This is a genomic window from Nonomuraea sp. NPDC048826, assembly GCF_043198225.1.
Lineage (GTDB): Bacteria > Actinomycetota > Actinomycetes > Streptosporangiales > Streptosporangiaceae > Nonomuraea.
In genome coordinates this window covers 42,239-59,927 of sequence record NZ_JBICUQ010000010.1, presented here as the reverse complement: position 1 = coordinate 59,927, position 17,689 = coordinate 42,239, and the positions used below count along the sequence as shown (strand labels likewise).

The following is a 17,689-nucleotide window of genomic DNA, read 5'->3' as shown; positions in this document are numbered from 1 at the left end:
ACGGCCGGCGGCCGTCCCCTTCGCCTTCCAGCTCTCCCCCACAAACGCACCGATCGCCCTTGTGATCTGGCATCAGATAATTCCCTCGCCATTTCAGGCCGCGTCCGGCTACCGTCACGCCGATGAACAGCAGCGGCATTCCGCTTCTCTGGCTCTGCGGTCCGTCGGGCGTCGGCAAATCCACCGTCGGTTTCGAAATCTTCTCCCGACTCAGTCGAGCCGGTACCAGAGCCGCCTTCATCGACACCGATCAGATCAGCCTGTGCCATCCCCCGCCCACCGAGAACACTCATGAGCTCAGATCGCGGAGCCTGGGTGCGATCTGGCCCAACCTCAGGGCGGCGGGGATGGAGTGCCTGGTCCTTTCCGGGTTCGTGGACACCCTCGAAGAGGTGCGGCTGTATACCGACGCAGTCCCGGAAGCCGACATCACCGTGCATCGACTACGCGTCGAGAGCGACGAACTCCGACAACGGTTCATCAACCGCGGCTGGCGTCCGGACCTGGTGGACGACGCCCTAGCCGAAGCCGACTCCCTGGACCACGCCGACTTCACCGGCAGGTCCATCGACACAAGCGGGCTGACAGCCTCACAGGTGGCCGGCCGCGTACTCGATCAGGCAGGAGCACTTCCTCACATCAGCGAAACTCCGAGAGATTCTCCGGCACAGCCCTCGCCGCCCGGAGACCCTCCGTCCCCTTCTTCCGCTCCGATTCCGGCTCTCTGGATCTGCGGCGCCACCGGCGTCGGCAAGTCGACGGTCGGCTTCGAAATCTATCTACAGATTGTCCGTTCCGGTATCAGAGCCGCGTACGTCGACCTGCAACAGATCGGCTTCCTCCACCCCACGACTGAAGACGACCACCACATCAAAGCAGCGAACCTCGCCGCCCTGTGGACGGTATTCCGCGATGCCGGTACGCGATGCTTGGTCATCTCAGGACACGTCAGCCGCCCGGACATCATCCGCACGTACGTCGACCTGCTCCCAGGGACGGCACTGACCGTATGCCGGCTGCATGCCGCTTCCGACACCCTGACCACACGCATCCTGCTACGCGGACAAGGACGCGGCCCTACGCTCCCGGGAGACAAGCTGAGAGGACAACCACCCACGGTCCTGCATCAGATCGCCGAACAAGCCGCACGCGACGCCGGAGACCTGGACGACTCCGGGATCGGTGACTTCTGCGTCGACACGGACGAGCAGTCAGTGGAGGAAATCGCCCGACAGGTGAGAGCCCTGGCCGATGGCCGGCCCGGCCTCTGATGTGCGGTCGCCCTGTCAGCCACTCAGATGCCTGTACGAACGTGGCGTCGGCCGATCGTGCATCACCAGCTTGAAGCGTCGGCCACCACGCGCGTGAAATCCCCGTCGTACAGCCGAGGTCAAGCCACTCAGGTTTCCTGGCGTGCAGATGTGATCAACGCCATCATGGGGACCGTGACTCCGACCCCTGGCGCGTTACAGAATGGCGATTTGTTCAAGGCGCCCGTCCCGGATGAGTTCTTCCCCATCAAGTCGTACGCCGAATCGCTGGACGAGCCCACCGTCACCGAACAGTTCCTGGCATGGCTGCCTTTCCTCGCCGGAGTGGCGGCTGGGGTTGTTGTCGGCGTCGTGACCACTTTGATGATCCTTCGGATGAGGCTAAGACGGTCTTCCCTTCGGGTCTCTTGACGCATCGTTCCAGGGACTCGTCGCCATGTCCGGTGGCGCGATTCTCGTACTCCTCCACCGGCCTGACACCACCCGAGTCTTCCGCGACACCCACCGCGCAGGGCATCGAAGAGTCCGCGCGACCTCTCAGCTTGCACGACGAACCACCTGGTCACGCCGGGCGCGAATCTACCCGCGCCTCAGCATGACCGCGACCGTGACGGCCATGCCTGCCACGCTCACGGCGCTGACCACGGCGCTCACCTGAAACCCTGTGGTGAACGCTTCACGAGCGGCGCTGAGCAGCATGGCCCCGGGCAGGTCGGGAAGCGTGTGACTCGCCGTCACAGCGCCGCCCAGGCTCTCCCTCGCGGCGGACACGGCCTCCGAGGGGAGGCCCGCCACGTCAGCGGAGCTCATCTCGCTTCTGTACACCGCGGTGATGGCGCTACCGAGGAGCGCGATGCCGAGTGCACCGCCGAGTTGGGGCGCGGTCGAGGAGATCGCCGAGGCGGCGCCGGCCTGCTCGGGCGGTGCCGTACCAACGATCATGTCGGTGGCCAGCGCCATCATCGGACCGAGTCCCGTGGACACGATGATGGCCCCGGTGACCACGAGGGCCAGGGCACTTGTCCCGGCGGTCATGCCCGCCTGGGCGACCACGACGAAGCCGACGGCAGCCAGGGCCAGTCCGGCCGCGATGACCGGTCCCGGGGCTATCCAGCGCACGATTCTGGAGGCCAGCATCGATCCGACGATGACCCCGACAGCCGAAGGCGCCGTCCACAGGCCCGCCTCCAGCGGCGAGAGCCCGCGCACCAACTGCAGATATTGCGCGAAGGCATAGTTGAACCCCCACAACACGAAGATCCCGAGCGCCAGCGTGGCCACGGCGGTGCTGAACGCCCGATTACCAAACAAGCGCAGGTCGATCAGCGGGTGCCGCAACGCGCGCTGCCTGCGCAAGAAGACGACGGTGAACAGCAGCCCGGCTACGACGGACAACACGGGCAACCAGCCGGAACCGTCGGCGGCGATCTGCTTGAGACCGTAGACCGCCGGCAACACCGCGGCCAGCGACAGTGCGGCGCTGATCAGGTCCAGCCGCCCCGCCCCCGCGTCGCGGCGCTCGGGCAGCAGAACCGGCCCCAGCACCAGGAGCAGCGCCATCACCGGCACACCGAGCAGGAACACCGACCCCCACCAGAAACGCTCCAGCAACCACCCGCCCACGAGAGGGCCGATCGCGGTGCCTGCGGACACGCTGGCGATGACGATCCCGACGGCGAAGGTGCGTTGCCGCGGATCCCGGAACATGGCGACGGTCAGGGAGAGCACGGACGGCATCAACGTAGCGCCGGATATGCCGAGCAGCGCGCGGACCGCGATGAGCGCGCCCGCGCTGGGAGCGTACGCCGCGAGCACGGACGCGACGCCGTACGCGGCCGCGCCGATCAACAGGAGGCGTCGGCGGCCGATCCGATCGCCCAGCGTACCCATGGTGATCAGCGATCCGGCGAGCAGAAAGGCGTAGACATCCACGATCCACAGCAGCTCAGCGCTGCTGGCTGCCAACGCCCTGCCGATGGCGGGCAGCGCCAGGTGGGTCACGGTGAGTTCGAGGGAGGCAAGGAGGGCGGGGATGGACAGAACGGCAAGCCCGATCCATTCCCGTCGCCCCGCCCGGCCGGTGGTGAGCGGGGCGGTTTCCGCAGGTGATTCAGTCACCCGTCAAGCATGAAACCTCGACTATAGACGAGGTCAAGCTCTAGCCTGAGAGGCGTGACGAAACCCCCTTTCGATGCCAAGGAACTCACCGTCGGGCAGCTCGCCGCCCGTGCCGGTGTCGCAGTGACCGCCTTGCACTTCTACGAGGAGAAAGGCCTGATCCGCAGTCGCAGGACCGCGGGCAACCAGCGACGCTACGCCCGCGACACCCTGCGCAGGGTGGCCTTCATCCGGGTGGCGCAGCGAGTCGGCATTCCCCTGCGCATGGTGGGCGAGGCCCTGGCAGGTCTTCCGGAGGAGCGCACACCGACCAGGGAGGACTGGACCCGCCTGTCCGCCTCATGGCGAGCCGAACTCGACACCCGCATCGAGCAGCTCACCCGCCTGCGCGACAGGCTGTCCGACTGCGTCGGCTGCGGATGCCTTTCCATCGATCGGTGCGTGCTGCGCAACCCCGACGATCGTCTCGGAGACGAGGGCACCGGCCCGCGTCGCCTCCTGAGCCGACGACTGGCAGATGAAAGCCGCTTCCCCTGACGCAGACAGACCGAACTGTCGCCTGGGGTGCCCTCGGCGGTCACGTCGTACGAAGTCCTCGCCATCGATCCCACCCTGGAGGTCCCGGAAACGGTGAGCCAGGGCGGGCCTGCAAGGGCCGCCCGGGCCAGCGGATGGAACGACAGTGAGATAAGCGCTGACAGCACGCCGCACGTCCCGGTGGATCTGGCCGCCGGAAAGGGCACCGGGAGTGCGGTCGCGGCGCTGCGCGGGGGTCTGCCCTTGCTGGATGGGGACGACCTGAGGAAGCTTCTCCGTCGAACGCCCCACCTGCACCGCCGCCCCGTCGATCCCGCGAAGGAGCTTCATGAACGGCAACCCGTACGAGACGATCGGCCTCGGCTACTCCCACCACCGCCGCCCCGACCTCCGCATCGCCGGCCAGATAGAGCAGGCCCTGGGCTCCGCCACAACGGTGATCAATGTAGGTGCCGGAACCGGCTCCTACGAGCCCCGCGATCGACAGGTCACCGCCGTGGAACCGGCCACGGTGATGATACGCCAGCGTCCTCCCGGTTCAGCGCCGGTCATCCAGGGATACGCCGAGTCCCTTCCATTCCCTGACAAGTCGTTCGACGCCGCGATGGCCATCCTCACTGTCCACCACTGGACCGACCCGGCCGCCGGACTCGCCGAGCTGCGCCGGGTGTCCGGTCGGCAGATCGTCCTCACCTGGAACCCCGCCGTCACCGCACGATTCTGGCTGGTCGAGGAGTACCTCCCGCAGATTTCCGAAGCCGAAGCCGGCCTCGCCTCCCTCGACCTCGTCCAGACCTGGTTGCGGCGCGACGGCGCACGGGTGAGCGTCGTCTCCGTGCCGGTGGCCGCCGACTGCACCGACGGATTCCTGGGCGCGTACTGGCGACGCCCGCACCGCTACCTCGACCCGCGAGCTCGCGCCGCCGTCTCCGCACTGGTGAACCTCGACCAGCACCTCGTCGAGCGCGCGATGCGACGCCTTGAGATCGACCTCACCACCGGACGCTGGCACGAACGCCACCACGACCTCCTCGACAACGACACCCTCGACCTCGGCTACCGCCTCGTCACGGCCGACCCTCCCGCCGGCGCCGACCAGTCAGACGTCATTGCCGTACGAGAGGCCACCGCCCAGGCAGACATGCCCGACCGGGCAGCGCACCACATCGACCGGCCCGGGGCATGAGCATGCCGATCATCGACGCCTGGGGCACGACACCCGGCCCAGCGCTTCCTCCAGGACGGCATGTTCGACTCGCTGCGCCGCCTGGTGGAGGCCGCGGCCGCCGGCACCCGGCGGATCCGGGTGAAGATGGCCGACGCCATCGCACTGGCCAAGCTGCACGGGGCCACCGACGTCGACCGCGCGCTGGGCACCGCCGCGACGGTGGGCCGATTCACCGAGGGCGACCTGCTGTCGATCCTGGACCACCACAGCGAGCACGGCCACACCGAGCCGATCCGCCGCAGCGAGACCCCCAGCCTGCAGCCGGGCACCTCCGCCTGGTCGGGCTTCGGCCACTGAACCCGGCCCGATCTTCGTCAGGCCCTTGCGGGTCCGCCGGGCGGGGTCAGGTCCTCGTCCGGGAAGGCCCAGCCGGGCCTGCTGCCGACATCAGGACCGGCGAGAACCTGCACGTCGAACGGGCTCATGTCGTTGTCGCGATCCAGGGCGGTGAACCCGGCCGCCGACAGGATGGCGATTACCGCACCAGCCATCGCGATCTGGACCTTGCCGGACTGCCGGATCGCCGGATCGTCCAGGCGCCCGTGTCGCAGCGCGTCCATGGCGTTGCTCCGCAGCTGGGGGCTCACCTTCCAGCTCACGACCACTTCGGGTTCCTCACCGTGAAAGTGGTGGTTCCACATGTCGACGTGGACCTCCGCCCCGGTGGCCAGTTCGGGGGCCAGACCGGGAGCGATCACCGGCAGCCCGGCCGCGGCGAGCTCGTCACGGACCCGCTGGGCCAACTGCTCGAAAGTGGCCCGACCGCTCTCCGCCATGCCCGCAACCTATCCGACTACTCCGACACGGAGGACATGACCGATGACCACGACTCCACCGGCCGCCGCACCGGCCCGGCCCCGGCTGGCCGCACCGGCCTCGGCGGTCGCCGCAACCTCCGGCGCCGCGTTCGACGAGGCGATCGCGCTGACCCGACGCCTGAAACTGCCTCACATCCGTCGGGCTGTGGCCGAGATCATCCCGACCGCGAAGGCCCTTCGCTGGGATCCCGCCGAGATTGTGCGGGCCCTGCTCGCCGAGGAAGCCGCCAGCCGGGACGCGGCCAATCTCCGCACCCGACGCGCCCGCGCCGCCTTCCCCGCCGGAAAGACCTTCCACGTCTGGCACGAGGAAGCCTCCTCGATCCCGGTCCCACCCAGTCCGCCCTGCGGACCCTGGAATGGGTCGGCCGACGCCAGAACCTCTGCGTGGCCGGGCCGTCGGGCACCGGAAAATCACACTTCTGCGAGGCGCTCGGGCAGGCCGCCGTCGACGCCGGGACGACCGTCGCGTGGTTCACCATCGAGGACCTCGGTTCGCTGGTCCGGCGCCATCGGGTGGACGACTCCGTCTCCAAGGCGATCGCCCGATCACCCAGACCGATCTGATCATCGTCGACGACATCGGGCTCCTGCCCATTTCACCCGACGCCGCCGAGGGCTTCTACCGCCTGGTCGATGCCGCCTACGAGCGCCGCAGTCTAACGGTCAGCAGCATGGATGCCCCGCTTCACCCGACGCTCGATACGCCTCAGCAAGATCTCACCAAGGGGCGCGTCGCGAACTTTCTTCCAGCGCTTCGGCCACCTCACGTACAGACGCTCTTCGGTAGCTTCACTTGACTGCTCGTCGGCAGCGCCCCGGGCGGCTTCGAGGATCTGATGATCACGATGGCGGTTGGCCCGGTGGGGCGCCCGCTTGTTGCGCCGGATGCTCTTGCGCGAGCTCTTGTCATTCTCACCGTAGTCGTTGCGACGATCTTTGGTGTAGCTCAGCCGCTTCTTCTCCTGCGGAGTCTTCCTGCGCTTCACGCTCCGGCCCATGACTTCTCGCTCCGGCCACTCGATCCCGGAAAACAACGGTGACAGGCATCCCATCAGGCTGGCAAGGCGTTATCGTCCGTGCCCGGCCTTCAACCCGAAAGGCCGCTTCCAACGCCCTGGAAGCGGCCTTTGACCTGGGTGGGGTGTTCACGAGTCAATCTGAACTACTACGGAAGCAAGGCTCTGAAGATCGCTTCCCGAATCTAAGTTGATCGTTCCCAGGGTCGGGCTGTTTGGACGACTTAGCTGTCGCTCCTGTCGGCTGCGCGGACGGCGGGGGCCGCTGGCCCTACTGCTCGAAGATGGGGCGGGGCGTGTCGATCTGCTTACGGCAAGAGCTTGGTGAGAAGCGTGCGAAGTTCTTGAGCGCGATCCGGGCCGAGGATGTCGTCGATGTCGCGCTCCATGCTGTCCAAGGCTTCACGAACTACAGGGATGCGGGCGCGGCCGAGGTCGGTGAGCTGGAGGGCATGGCGGCGTCGGTCGTGCGGGTCCTGGCCGCGGGAGACGATGCCGGCCTGCGCCAGCTCTTCGATGAGTGATGCGGTGGCCGGTTCGGTCAGGTGCAGGTATCGCGCCAGTTTCTCTTGCGGGCAAGGGGCGAGCCGGTCCAGAGCGGGCAGCAGGGCGAAGTGGCGGGTGCGCAGGCCGTGCGCCGCGAGCAGATGATCGCCGAGACGGCGCAGCCGGTAGTGGGCTTGAGCTATCAGGTGCTCGATGCTGTGGATGGCGGATGGCCCGTCGTCGGCGACGAGCTTGGTCAGCAGCGCGGTGAGGCGTTGCCGTTCGGGGCTGGTGAGCGCGCCGGTGAGCCGGGCGTCGCGGGCGGCGACAGCGTGGCGCATGCCGTCCAGGGCGGCACGGCCCGCCTCGGTCAACGACAGCACGTGGGTGCGGCGGTTGGCCGGGTTGCGGGTGCGGACGACATGGCCCGCCTCCTGGAGCCGATCGAGCAGCCTGGCCATGATCGTACGGTTGATGCCAAGTCGGTGGGCGAGGTCCTGTTGGGAGGGGGCGTCTTCGTCGGCGAGGATGTCGAGCACCACAAACTCGCGCGATTGCGGCCCGTCCTGCACGGCATGAGCCGTGACGGCAGTGAACACGCGGCGCATCAGGTGGCCGGTGGTTGCATACAGCGGTCCGGATTCGTCGTCGACGTTCTCTACCTGGTCAGGCACGAGCCTCACCTCCGGAATTATACTAGCAGACTGATAATTGAGCTAGTGATGGTTGCATCAGCATTAGTTGGAATGTTGACAGTTGGAGAAGTGCGGATCTAGAGTCCAGTCGCCAACTCAGCGAAGGGATTAACGATCTTGCATACTGTCGCCGTCCTCGACTCCCACCTCGCCTACACAGAGACCGGGCAGGGCGAGTCGCCCGTGGTGTTCCTGCACGGCAGCCCCACCTCGTCCTACATCTGGCGCAACGTCATCCCGCACGTCGCCGATCGCGCCAGGGTCCTGGCCCCTGACCTGATCGGGATGGGCGCCTCCGGAAAGCCCGACATCGGTTACCGCTTCGCCGACCATGCCCGGTACCTGGATGCGTGGTTCGAAGCCATGGGGCTGGAGGAGGCCGTCCTGGTCGGCCACGACTGGGGCGGCGCACTGGCCATGGACCGTGCCGCCCGCCACCCCGGCCAGGTGCGCGGCCTCGCCCTCCTGGAGACGTTCCTGCGGCCGCAGATGTGGGCCGAACTGCCGCAGGACGTGATCGACCACTCAAAGGCGCTACGCACCGCCGGGCTCGGCGAGCGGCTACTGCTGGAGGAGAACGCCGCCATCGAGTACGCCCTACCGCACCCCTTCGCCATCAAGACAGGCCTCAGCCCGGAGGACCACAACGTCTACCGCGCGCCCTACACCGACCCGGCGTCGCGCCGTCCGCTGCTCCAGTGGCCTCGCGAGATTCCCTACGACCGCGAACCGGCCGATGTGGCCGAGCGCATGGACATCTACGGCGAATGGCTCGCCACCAGCCCCGAGGTACCCAAGCTGCTCCTCACGGTTGAGGACGGTGTCGGTATCGCCTCCCCCGAGATCGTGGACTGGGCCCGCCAGAACATCGCCGCCCTCGAAATCGACGGGATTGGACCCGCCGGCCACCAGGCCCCCGAGGACCAGCCGCACGCCATCGGCCAGGCCATCGCCGACTGGCTGAACCGTCATCACCTCCTCTCGCCGACGTCGTCCTCCCGGACATGACCCCTCGCCCTTGAGTTCTCACAGATGAGGAGTTCCGAGCCACCGCGGTCGACCTGACCGATGCCCGGCAGCGGGCCGCCCACCCAGCGGCCAAACCGGCGTCTTGCCCCCGAGCCCTGACCAAGAGCGGCGAACTGCCGGAGACCTGCCACCAGCACACCATCACCCTGCACCCCGGCGACCTCGGCCACCTCGACAAGTTCCGGCAGGAGCTGCCATACCTCAGCCCTTCGTGGCGAGGGACGTACTCCACTGCCAGGGCTACGACGGAGGGGCTGAACGGCCACCCCGAGGGCCACGACCTCGACCTGGACGATCCGAAGAACCGGCTCGCTCACGGCCGCGTCGCTCAGACCATCCTGGTCGCTCTGCTCGTCGCGGTCGCCAACGACCACTTCCTCGACGTCTGGCGCCACACCCACCAGCCCCCAGACGAGCCCAACAGCTCCTCCCCGTCCTTCTGGAGGGCGCCAAGGCAATGGACCGGATCTTCGACCCCAGGTCAGTGATCTTTGAGCCAGGATTCCAGCACGTTCAGCTCGCGCAGTGGGAAGGCTTGTCCGCTCCACTGCCGGGCGTACTCCTCCTCGCCCACCTCGAAGAGCAGTCGCCTGACCGAGCGGACTACCGCTCGCACCAGAGGGCTTACCTCGCTCTGCAGCGCGAACACCTCTCGCCCTGCCTCGTCCGGTTCCGATCTCCTCCCGTCCCGGAACCTGAGGATGCGCACTCGGACCGTATCGTCCTCATGCGTGAATATCCATCGGTACTCGGTGAGCTCGTCATCTCAGGAAAAGCGGATGTCGTCGCCCTGAGTGACCCGCACCAGGCTGTACAGGAGGTCCCGGAGAGCATCGGTCACATAGGACACGACCATCCGGGCCTCACGCCCTTCATGGGCGATGGTGACCACAGACCATCCATGCTCTGGCGCTCCATAGGAGAACTCGATCCGCGACATGGTGGTCATCGTCGCAGAACCGATAGTCACTCAGAAGATCAAAAAGGCCACTTCCGACATCTGGAAGTGGCCTTTGACCTGGGTGGAGATGAGGGGATTCGAACCCCTGACCCCTTCGATGCGAACGAAGTGCGCTACCGGACTGCGCTACATCCCCAAGACCTCGACCAGATTAGCAAACTCTCAGGGGTCCTCGCGCCACAGTATTCAGTCTCCCACCGCGCGCCGGGGCGGTTCGGCGTACTGGTCGAAGAGAACGTCCCCCTGCGCCCCGGTGAACTCGATGACCTCGGCTTCCCTGGCCGCCAGTTCCTCGGCGCGGCGGCGGGCGCGGTGGCGGCGGGCGCGTTCGCGGGCCTGGAGGGCACGCTGGCGGCGTTCGCGGTCGACCTTGACGGCGATGCGCAGGAACACGAGGTAGAGCAGCATGACGCCGCCTGACGGGGCCACGCCCCACCAGGGGATCATCTGGACCGAGGCGGTGATCACCGAGGCCAGCACCAGCAGGACGGTGAAGAAGAGCAGCCGCCGGCGGCGCGCTACGATGATCGCCCGGCGCCGGACGCGGAACTGGCGCGGGTCGACGCGCTCGGTCTCCACCGGCTCCTCGTCGTGCGCGGTGGTGAGGTCCGGGATCTGGTGCTCGCCGGTGTAGTGCTCTTCGAGCTCGGCCAGCTCCGCGAGGTTGGACTTGTCCCTGCGCAGCCACATGGGCACCAGCACGCAGAGCCACATGACGACGATGGCGAGATAGAGGAGGGCACCGCTCACGGGCACCTCCGGGCAGCACGAAAGCGCCTGTCGGCGTCTGGCGCTCTCAATGTGCTCACGTCACGCACCGTAAGACCGCGTGTCACTGATTGACGAGCATTCGATGCGGTGTGTCGCGAGATCGTCAAACCTCTTCCACGGAAGAACGGGCGCGACGCCACTGTACGAGCAGGCCGCCGGGAACATCTTCCGCGGTCAGCGCGTAGCAGATGTGGTCGCGCCAGGCTCCGTCGATGTGGAGTTGGCGACGCCGAATGCCTTCTTCCCGGAACCCGAGTTTCTCAACCACTCTACGACTGGCTTGGTTCTCGGGGCGGATGTTCGCCTCGATCCGATGCAGTCCGGTGGTGAAGAAGCAGTGGTCGACGGCCATGGCGAGCGCGGTGGGGGTGATGCCGCGGCCGGCGAGGGCGCCGTCGATCCAGTAGCCGACCTGGGCGGAGCGGGCCGAGCCCCAGACGATGGCGCCGATGGTCAGCTGGCCGGCGAAGCGGCCGCGGTAGGTGACCACCCAGGGCAGGGCGACGCCCTGCCTCGCCTCGCGGCGCAGGGTGCCGACCATGGAGACGTACGGGCCGAGCCCGGTACGGAAGAGAGGCGTCTCGGGGTTGCTCGGTTCCCAGGGACGCAGCCAGTCGGCGTTGCGCACCCGGGTGTCGCGCCAGACGCGTACGTCGCTCAGCCGGAGCGGCCTGAGGGACACCGGGCCCTCGGTGAGCGTCGCAGGCCAGCCGCGTAGTCGATCCACAACTCTCATCATCCCCCTAATGAGCGCGATGCCGCCACACTCGGCACAGCCGGTTCAGCGGGGGTGGTCGCCGCCGCGGATCTGGTCGACGGCGTGCTTGAGCACGGGCGCGAGCACGGCGACGCCGTCGCGGACGCCTCCGCTGGAGCCGGGCAGGTTGACGATCAGGGTGTGGCCCGCCTGTCCGGCGAGGCCGCGGGAGAGGATCGCGGTGGGCACCTGGTCGCGGTTGGCGGCGCGGATGGTCTCGGCGATGCCGGGGATCTCGCGGGTGATCACGCGGGCGGTCATCTCCGGCGTACGGTCGGTGGGGGTGAGGCCGGTGCCGCCGGTCGTCACGATCACGTCGTACTCCTGGGCGACGCCGTCGCGCAGGGCGCCCTCGACGGGCTCGCCGTCGGGCACCACGACGGGACCGTCGACCGTGCAGCCGGCCTCGGTGAGCAGGGAGACCAGCAGCGGCCCCGACTTGTCGGCGTAGACCCCGGCGGACGCCCGGTTGGACACGGTCACGACCAGCGCCCTGATCACGGCCGCCGCCATTCGCCGGTCTTGCCGCCGGTCTTCTCCTCGACCCGGATGTCGGTGATCACGGCCGCCGCGTCGACGGCCTTGACCATGTCGAACAGCGCGAGCGCGGCCGTCGACACCGCCGTCAGGGCCTCCATCTCCACGCCGGTGCGGTCGGCGGTCTTGACCCTGGCGGTGATCGTCACTCCCCAGTCGGCGACGTCCAGCGTCACCTTGACGCCGTGGATGGCGATGGGGTGGCAGAGCGGGATCAGGTCGGGCGTCCGCTTGGCGCCCATGATGCCGGCGATGCGGGCCACGCCGAGCGCGTCGCCCTTGGGCACCTCTCCGGACCGCAGCAGCGCCACCACCTCGGGCGACAGCAGCACCCGGCCGCTGGCCACGGCGGTGCGGGCGCTGACGTCCTTGGCGGACACGTCCACCATGCGCGCGGCGCCGCTCTCGTCGATGTGCGTCAGCTCGCTCACAGCCTGATCACCTCCACCTGCTCGCCGGCCGGCACCTCGGTCACGTCCTCCGGCACCACGATGAGCGCGTCGGCGGAGGCCAGGGCGGCGAGCTGGTGTGATCCCTGGCCGTGCACGGGCGCGACGGTGCCGTCGGAGCCGAGCATGCCACGCAGGAACGACCGTTTCGCCGCCGGGGACCGCAGCGCCGCCGCGGTGCGGGCGGTGACGGTCGCGGGCAGCCCGGCGGGCAGCCCGCGCATGCGGTCGAGCGCGGGCCGGACGAAGAGGGTGAACGAGACGAACGACGAGACGGGGTTGCCCGGCAGCGCGAAGACGGGCACCTGGTCGTCGCCGACGGTGCCGAACCCCTGGGGCATCCCCGGCTGCATGGCGACCTTCTCGAACCGTACGGTGCCGAGAGGGCTGAGGGCCTCCTTGACCGGCTCGTACGCGCCCATGGACACCCCGCCGCTGGTGACGACCACGTCGGCGCGGACCAGCTGGGCGTCGAGGCGCTCCAGGAACGCGGCCGGGTCGTCGCCCACGGTGGGGGCGCGGAAGGCGTCGGCGCCGGCGGAGCGGGCGGCGGCGGTCAGGGTGAAGCTGTTGGAGTCCCAGATCTGGCCGGGGCCGAGTGGGAGGCCGGGCTCGACGAGTTCGGCGCCGGTGGCGAGGACCACGACGCGCGGCCGGGGGCGGGCCAGGACACGGCGGCGGCCGACCCCGGCGATGATGCCGAGCTGGGCGGGGCCGATGACGGTGCCGGGCTTGAGCACGACCGCGCCGGCCTGGACGTCCTCGCCCGCCCGGCGGATGGCGTTGCCCTCGGCGGCGGTGCGGTCGATGCGGACGGAGACCGTGCCGCCGTCGGTCCACTCCACGGGCACCACGGTGTCGGCGCCCGCGGGCAGCGGTCCGCCGGTCATGATGCGGACGGCGTGGCCGGGGCCGACGGCACGCAGTTCGTCGGCTCCGGCGGCCACGTCGTCGATCACAGGCAGCGTGACCGGGACGTCCGCGATGTCGGCCGCGCGTACGGCATATCCGTCCATGGCGGAGTTGGCGAACGGCGGCAGCGGCACCGGGGAGACGACCTCCTCGGCGAGGGTGGCGCCGAGGGCCTGTTCGAGCTCCAGCTCCAGCGGCGCGAGCGGGCGCACCGTGGCGAGGATGTCGGCCAGGTGCGCGTCAACCGACTTCATCGAGGAACTCTCGCAGCCAGGGCAGGAACTCGGGCGCCAGATCGGGTCGGTCGGCGGCGAACTTGACGACCGTGCGCAGGTAGTCGAGCTTGTCGCCGGTGTCGTAGCGGCGGCCACGGAACAGCACGCCGTGCACCGGCCCGCCCTTGTCGGCGTCGCGGGCGGCCAGGGTGCGCAGCGCGTCGGTGAGCTGGATCTCGTCGCCGCGGCCCGGCGGGGTCTCCTCCAGGACGGCGAAAACCTCCGGGTCGAGCACGTAGCGCCCGATGATCGCCCAGGTGGAGGGCGCCTCCTCCACCGGGGGCTTCTCGACCAGGTCGACGACCTTGACGACGTCGTCCTCGGTGGTCGCCTCGATGGTCGCGACCCCGTACAGCGAGACCTGCTCCCTGGGCACCTCCATCAGCGCGATGACGCTGCCGCCGAACGTGCCGCGCACCTCGATCATGCGCTGCAGCAGCGGGTCGCGCCGGTCGATGAGGTCGTCGCCGAGCAGGCAGGCGAACGGGTGGTCGCCGACGTGCTGCTTGGCGCAGAGCACCGCGTGCCCGAGCCCCTTGGGCTCGCCCTGCCGCACGTAGTGCAGGGTCGCCAGTGAGGCCGGCTCGCGGACCTGGGACAACCGGTGCTCGTCGCCCTTGGCTTCGAGCACGTCCTCCAGCTCGTACGCGCGATCGAAATGATCCTCGATCGACCGTTTGTTCTTGCCGGTGACCATCAGCACGTCGAGCAGGCCAGCGGAGGCGGCCTCCTCGACGACATACTGGATGGCGGGCTTGTCGACGATGGGCAACATCTCCTTGGGTGTCGCCTTGGTCGCCGGAAGGAACCGGGTGCCCAGACCCGCGGCGGGCACGACGGCTTTCGTCACAGGGTCGAAGTCAGCCATGCCTAGACCCTAGTGGAGGTACCTGTGGACAAGCTGCACCTGCGTCGCGAGCTGCTCGCGGCGCGCGCCTCGCTCACCCCCGAGCAGCTCCGTTCGAACGCCACCAAGATCCGCGAAACCCTGCTCGACCAGCCATGGGTCCAGATGGCCGGGCTGGTCGCCTGCTACTGGTCGATCGGCTCGGAGCCGGACACGCACGGGCTGGTGTTCGCACTGTGGAAGCACGGCGCGACCGTGATGCTGCCGGTCCTGCGTGAGGACGACGATCTCGACTGGGCGGTGTACGACGGGCCCGACACGCTCGCGCCGGGCCGGTTCGGGCTGATGGAGCCGGTCGACACGCGGCGCGGGGTCGACGCGATCCGCACCGCCGCGCTGGTGGTCGCGCCCGCGCTGGCCGTGGACCGGCGCACCGGGGTGCGGCTGGGCCGCGGCGGCGGCTCGTTCGACCGGGCGCTGGCCCGGGTCGGGCCGAACGTGCCCACCGTGGCCCCTCTGCACGACGGCGAGCTGAGGGAAGACGTGCCCGCAGAGCCCCATGACCGCGCTGTCCGTTTTGCGATAACCCCATCGGGACTAATTAAACTTAGCTAGACATATGTGACCAGAGGGGGGCGGATGACGCTTGATGTCTTGCTCCTCGTGGGCGCCGTCATCGTCATCGCCGCCATCGTCTCTGTACGCATCGCGCATCGCAGCGGCCTGCCCAGCCTCCTGGTGTTCCTCGGGTTCGGGCTGATCCTGGGCGACGCCGGGTTCGGCATCCCCTTCTCCGACCCCAACCTCGCCAAGGACGTCGGCTTCCTCGCGCTGGCGGTGATCCTCGCCGAGGGCGGCCTGACCACGAACTGGAGCCACGTCCGCAGGTCGGTGCCGCTCGCGCTGATCCTGGCCACGGTCGGCGTCGCGGTCGGCATCCTCGCCGTGGCCCTCCCGGTCAAGTTCCTGCTCGGCGTCGACACCATCACCGCCCTCATCATCGGGGCGGTGCTGGCCCCGACGGACGCGGCCGCGGTGTTCTCCGTCCTGCGCCGGCTGCCCCTGCCGCCCAGGCTGGCGGGCATCCTGGAGGCGGAGTCCGGGTTCAACGACGCCCCGACGGTGCTCGCCGTGGTCCTGCTGAGCGGCGCCGCCCAAGCGCCCCCGAGCATCGGCTCGTTCCTCCTGGAGACCGGAAGCGAGCTCGCCATCGGCGCCGCCGTCGGCCTCGCGATCGGCCCCGCGGGCGCGTACGCGCTGCGCCGCATCGCGCTGCCGGTCTCCGGCCTGTACCCGATCGCGGTGCTGGCCCTCACCCTGCTCTCGTACGCGGGCGGAGCCCTCCTGCACGGCTCCGGCTTCCTCGCGATCTACTTGACCGCGCTCATCCTGGGCAACTCGAAACTGCCGCACCGGGCCAACACCAGAGGATTCGCGGAGGGAACGGCCTGGCTGGCGCAGATCGGGCTGTTCGTGATGCTGGGCCTGCTGGCCAGCCCCCAGGAGATGCCCACGGCGATCGTCCCCGCCCTCATCGCCGGCACGATCATGACGGTAGTCGCGCGACCCTTGTCCGTGCTGGTCAGCACCGCTCTCGGGCGGCTCCTCGGCCAGGGCTGGGTGCCGTGGCGCGAACAGGCCTTCCTGTCGTGGGCCGGGCTGCGCGGCGCCATCCCGATCGTGCTGGCCACGATCCCGTGGGCCGCCGGGGTGGAGGGCTCCAAGGCCATCTTCAACGAAGTGTTCGTGATCGTCATCGTGTTCACCCTGCTCCAGGGGCCGACGCTGCCGTGGGCCGCCCGCGTGCTCAAGGTGGGCGCCCCCGGCGAGGCACACGAACTGGAGGTGGAGGCGGCGCCCCTGGAAGAACTCAACGCCGACCTGCTGCAGGTGACGGTGCCGCCCGGCTCACAGCTGCACGGCGTGGAGATCTTCGAACTACGGCTCCCCCGCGACGCCCAGGTGACCCTGGTCGTACGCGAAGGCAAATCGTTCGTCCCCGGCCAGACCACCCAGATCCGGGCCGACGACCAACTCCTGCTCGTCACCACCGCCGCCACCCGTGAACAGGTCGAACACCGGTTACGAGCCGTCAGCCGCCGCGGCAAACTGGCCGGATGGTACGGGGAGCGGGGGTTGGAATAGGCGTTTGACCGCATCGGTTACCATTAGCAGTCGCAAGGCTCGAGTGCCAAGGCTTGTAAGGAGGAGCGCGTGCCGACCTACCAGTACGCCTGCAACGACTGCGGTGAGCAGCTCGAGGTCGTTCAGAAGTTCAGTGACGACGCGTTGACCGTGTGCCCCGCGTGCGAGGGCAAGCTTCGCAAGGTGTTCTCGGCGGTCGGGATCGTGTTCAAGGGATCGGGCTTCTACAAGACCGACAACCGCACGTCGAGCTCCTCCTCTTCTTCGTCTTCGTCCTCTTCGTCGTCGTCCTCGTCGAAGTCCGAGGGGTCGTCGTCCTCGTCCGAGTCGAAGTCGGACAGCAAGCCGGCCGCCTCCGCCCCCGCCCCGGCCGCCGCGTCCAACTGACGCATCGGTCGCAAGCCCGGGTGGCCGCCTCCCTCTCCCGGCCACCCCTTTCGGCGGGCTCACGCCTCATCGGCACTCGAGGCCCGCTACTCGCTGACCTCGCGGGTATCGCCACGGGAGCACGCTCGGGCCCACTGCGCGGGCCGGGCATCCCCGGGGCTGGGCTGTCACGCGGACCGGAGGCTTCCATACGGGCCGGGCTCCCAGACCCCTGAGCCAGGGCTCTGACCTGTGCCCCGCCGAACCTGAAACGGCGCCCGACGCATACCGCAGGACCCCGGGAAAAGTGGCGTACTCATATCCCGCCACCAGGTCTGCTAGCCCGGCCTTACGACGAGACCGCCCACAGCCCGCAGGCTCCTAGCCGCCCCAGCCCAACGCTCAAACCCGGCCCAGCCACCGGCCACCGGCCACCAGCCACCAGCCACCAGCCACCAGCCACCAGCC

At 68.8% G+C, this 17,689-nt stretch carries 22 protein-coding genes, 1 tRNA gene and 1 pseudogene; 10 read left to right on the top strand and 14 right to left on the bottom strand.

The window, feature by feature from the left end:
• The first annotated feature begins 122 nt into the window (after positions 1 to 122).
• Together ACGFI7_RS33055 and ACGFI7_RS33050 are read left to right on the top strand one after the other, a co-directional pair.
• Positions 123 to 1,271: a hypothetical protein gene (locus ACGFI7_RS33055; RefSeq protein ID WP_393411514.1), complete on the top strand. Its 1,149-nt coding sequence runs from the start codon at positions 123 to 125 to the stop codon at positions 1,269 to 1,271.
• A gap of 150 nt (positions 1,272 to 1,421) precedes the next feature.
• A complete protein-coding gene (locus ACGFI7_RS33050; protein WP_393411512.1) occupies positions 1,422 to 1,682 on the top strand; it encodes a hypothetical protein in 261 nt (86 codons plus the stop codon).
• Positions 1,683 to 1,850: 168 nt separating this feature from the next.
• Here ACGFI7_RS33050 and ACGFI7_RS33045 read toward each other — a convergent pair whose 3' ends face one another.
• On the bottom strand, positions 1,851 to 3,389 hold the full coding sequence (locus ACGFI7_RS33045; RefSeq protein ID WP_393411510.1) for an MFS transporter: 1,539 nt from the start codon (positions 3,387 to 3,389) through the stop codon (positions 1,851 to 1,853).
• Positions 3,390 to 3,443: 54 nt separating this feature from the next.
• Between ACGFI7_RS33045 and soxR the strand changes: the two genes are divergently transcribed.
• From soxR to ACGFI7_RS33030, 3 genes and pseudogenes are all read left to right on the top strand, one after another.
• Complete coding sequence (soxR, locus tag ACGFI7_RS33040) at positions 3,444 to 3,926, top strand: redox-sensitive transcriptional activator SoxR (RefSeq protein ID WP_393411508.1); 483 nt, start codon at positions 3,444 to 3,446, stop codon at positions 3,924 to 3,926.
• Positions 3,927 to 4,254: 328 nt separating this feature from the next.
• Positions 4,255 to 5,112: a class I SAM-dependent methyltransferase gene (locus ACGFI7_RS33035; RefSeq protein WP_393411506.1), complete on the top strand. Its 858-nt coding sequence runs from the start codon at positions 4,255 to 4,257 to the stop codon at positions 5,110 to 5,112.
• An 81-nt stretch (positions 5,113 to 5,193) separates the two neighbouring features.
• Positions 5,194 to 5,451, top strand: a pseudogene (locus ACGFI7_RS33030) (IS21 family transposase); the annotation flags it as partial.
• Between the two features lie 17 nt (positions 5,452 to 5,468).
• Here ACGFI7_RS33030 and ACGFI7_RS33025 read toward each other — a convergent pair.
• Complete coding sequence (locus ACGFI7_RS33025) at positions 5,469 to 5,930, bottom strand: hypothetical protein (protein WP_393411504.1); 462 nt, start codon at positions 5,928 to 5,930, stop codon at positions 5,469 to 5,471.
• A gap of 429 nt (positions 5,931 to 6,359) precedes the next feature.
• Between ACGFI7_RS33025 and ACGFI7_RS33020 the strand changes: the two genes are divergently transcribed.
• Positions 6,360 to 6,539 (top strand): ATP-binding protein, encoded by a 180-nt coding sequence (locus ACGFI7_RS33020; protein WP_393411502.1) that lies wholly within the window; start codon positions 6,360 to 6,362, stop codon positions 6,537 to 6,539.
• Between the two features lie 92 nt (positions 6,540 to 6,631).
• Here the strand turns inward: ACGFI7_RS33020 and ACGFI7_RS33015 are convergent, their stop codons facing one another.
• Together ACGFI7_RS33015 and ACGFI7_RS33010 are read right to left on the bottom strand one after the other, a co-directional pair.
• On the bottom strand, positions 6,632 to 6,961 hold the full coding sequence (locus ACGFI7_RS33015) for a hypothetical protein (protein ID WP_393411500.1): 330 nt from the start codon (positions 6,959 to 6,961) through the stop codon (positions 6,632 to 6,634).
• Between the two features lie 338 nt (positions 6,962 to 7,299).
• Complete coding sequence (locus ACGFI7_RS33010) at positions 7,300 to 8,160, bottom strand: MarR family winged helix-turn-helix transcriptional regulator (protein ID WP_393411498.1); 861 nt, start codon at positions 8,158 to 8,160, stop codon at positions 7,300 to 7,302.
• Positions 8,161 to 8,289: 129 nt separating this feature from the next.
• Between ACGFI7_RS33010 and ACGFI7_RS33005 the strand changes: the two genes are divergently transcribed.
• Positions 8,290 to 9,180, top strand: coding sequence for a haloalkane dehalogenase (locus tag ACGFI7_RS33005; RefSeq protein ID WP_393411496.1), 891 nt, complete (start codon positions 8,290 to 8,292; stop codon positions 9,178 to 9,180).
• Here ACGFI7_RS33005 and ACGFI7_RS33000 read toward each other — a convergent pair.
• From ACGFI7_RS33000 to galU, 10 genes are all read right to left on the bottom strand, one after another.
• The gene (locus tag ACGFI7_RS33000) at positions 9,144 to 9,596 is read right to left on the bottom strand and encodes a hypothetical protein (RefSeq protein ID WP_393411494.1); all 453 of its coding nucleotides are present in this window, start codon (positions 9,594 to 9,596) and stop codon (positions 9,144 to 9,146) included. The genes ACGFI7_RS33005 and ACGFI7_RS33000 overlap by 37 nt on opposite strands.
• A gap of 86 nt (positions 9,597 to 9,682) precedes the next feature.
• Positions 9,683 to 9,817, bottom strand: a complete 135-nt coding sequence (locus tag ACGFI7_RS32995) for a hypothetical protein (RefSeq protein ID WP_393411491.1) — start codon at positions 9,815 to 9,817, stop codon at positions 9,683 to 9,685.
• A 150-nt stretch (positions 9,818 to 9,967) separates the two neighbouring features.
• Complete coding sequence (locus tag ACGFI7_RS32990) at positions 9,968 to 10,141, bottom strand: hypothetical protein (RefSeq protein ID WP_393411488.1); 174 nt, start codon at positions 10,139 to 10,141, stop codon at positions 9,968 to 9,970.
• Positions 10,142 to 10,224: 83 nt separating this feature from the next.
• Positions 10,225 to 10,298, bottom strand: a tRNA-Ala gene (locus tag ACGFI7_RS32985).
• Positions 10,299 to 10,348: 50 nt separating this feature from the next.
• Positions 10,349 to 10,912 (bottom strand): hypothetical protein, encoded by a 564-nt coding sequence (locus ACGFI7_RS32980; protein ID WP_393411486.1) that lies wholly within the window; start codon positions 10,910 to 10,912, stop codon positions 10,349 to 10,351.
• 124 nt (positions 10,913 to 11,036) lie between these two features.
• On the bottom strand, positions 11,037 to 11,669 hold the full coding sequence (locus tag ACGFI7_RS32975) for a GNAT family N-acetyltransferase (RefSeq protein ID WP_393412157.1): 633 nt from the start codon (positions 11,667 to 11,669) through the stop codon (positions 11,037 to 11,039).
• Positions 11,670 to 11,714: 45 nt separating this feature from the next.
• Complete coding sequence (locus ACGFI7_RS32970; protein WP_393411484.1) at positions 11,715 to 12,203, bottom strand: molybdenum cofactor biosynthesis protein B; 489 nt, start codon at positions 12,201 to 12,203, stop codon at positions 11,715 to 11,717.
• Positions 12,188 to 12,658 (bottom strand): cyclic pyranopterin monophosphate synthase MoaC, encoded by a 471-nt coding sequence (moaC, locus tag ACGFI7_RS32965; protein ID WP_393411482.1) that lies wholly within the window; start codon positions 12,656 to 12,658, stop codon positions 12,188 to 12,190. Before moaC ends, ACGFI7_RS32970 begins: the two co-directional genes overlap by 16 nt.
• Positions 12,655 to 13,842, bottom strand: a complete 1,188-nt coding sequence (gene glp, locus ACGFI7_RS32960) for a gephyrin-like molybdotransferase Glp (protein ID WP_393411480.1) — start codon at positions 13,840 to 13,842, stop codon at positions 12,655 to 12,657. The genes moaC and glp overlap by 4 nt, the downstream gene beginning before the upstream one ends.
• Positions 13,829 to 14,731 carry a UTP--glucose-1-phosphate uridylyltransferase GalU gene (gene galU, locus ACGFI7_RS32955; protein ID WP_393411478.1) on the bottom strand — a complete coding sequence of 301 codons (903 nt, stop codon included), beginning with the start codon at positions 14,729 to 14,731 and terminating at the stop codon, positions 13,829 to 13,831. The genes glp and galU overlap by 14 nt, the downstream gene beginning before the upstream one ends.
• 24 nt (positions 14,732 to 14,755) lie before the next feature.
• Here galU and ACGFI7_RS32950 point away from each other — a divergent pair, with 24 nt between their 5' ends.
• From ACGFI7_RS32950 to ACGFI7_RS32940, 3 genes are all read left to right on the top strand, one after another.
• Positions 14,756 to 15,325 carry a 5-formyltetrahydrofolate cyclo-ligase gene (locus ACGFI7_RS32950; RefSeq protein ID WP_393411476.1) on the top strand — a complete coding sequence of 190 codons (570 nt, stop codon included), beginning with the start codon at positions 14,756 to 14,758 and terminating at the stop codon, positions 15,323 to 15,325.
• 24 nt (positions 15,326 to 15,349) lie between these two features.
• Positions 15,350 to 16,855, top strand: coding sequence for a potassium/proton antiporter (locus ACGFI7_RS32945; RefSeq protein WP_393411474.1), 1,506 nt, complete (start codon positions 15,350 to 15,352; stop codon positions 16,853 to 16,855).
• A 69-nt stretch (positions 16,856 to 16,924) separates the two neighbouring features.
• Positions 16,925 to 17,242, top strand: coding sequence for an FmdB family zinc ribbon protein (locus ACGFI7_RS32940; RefSeq protein WP_393411472.1), 318 nt, complete (start codon positions 16,925 to 16,927; stop codon positions 17,240 to 17,242).
• Positions 17,243 to 17,689: the final 447 nt, after the last annotated feature.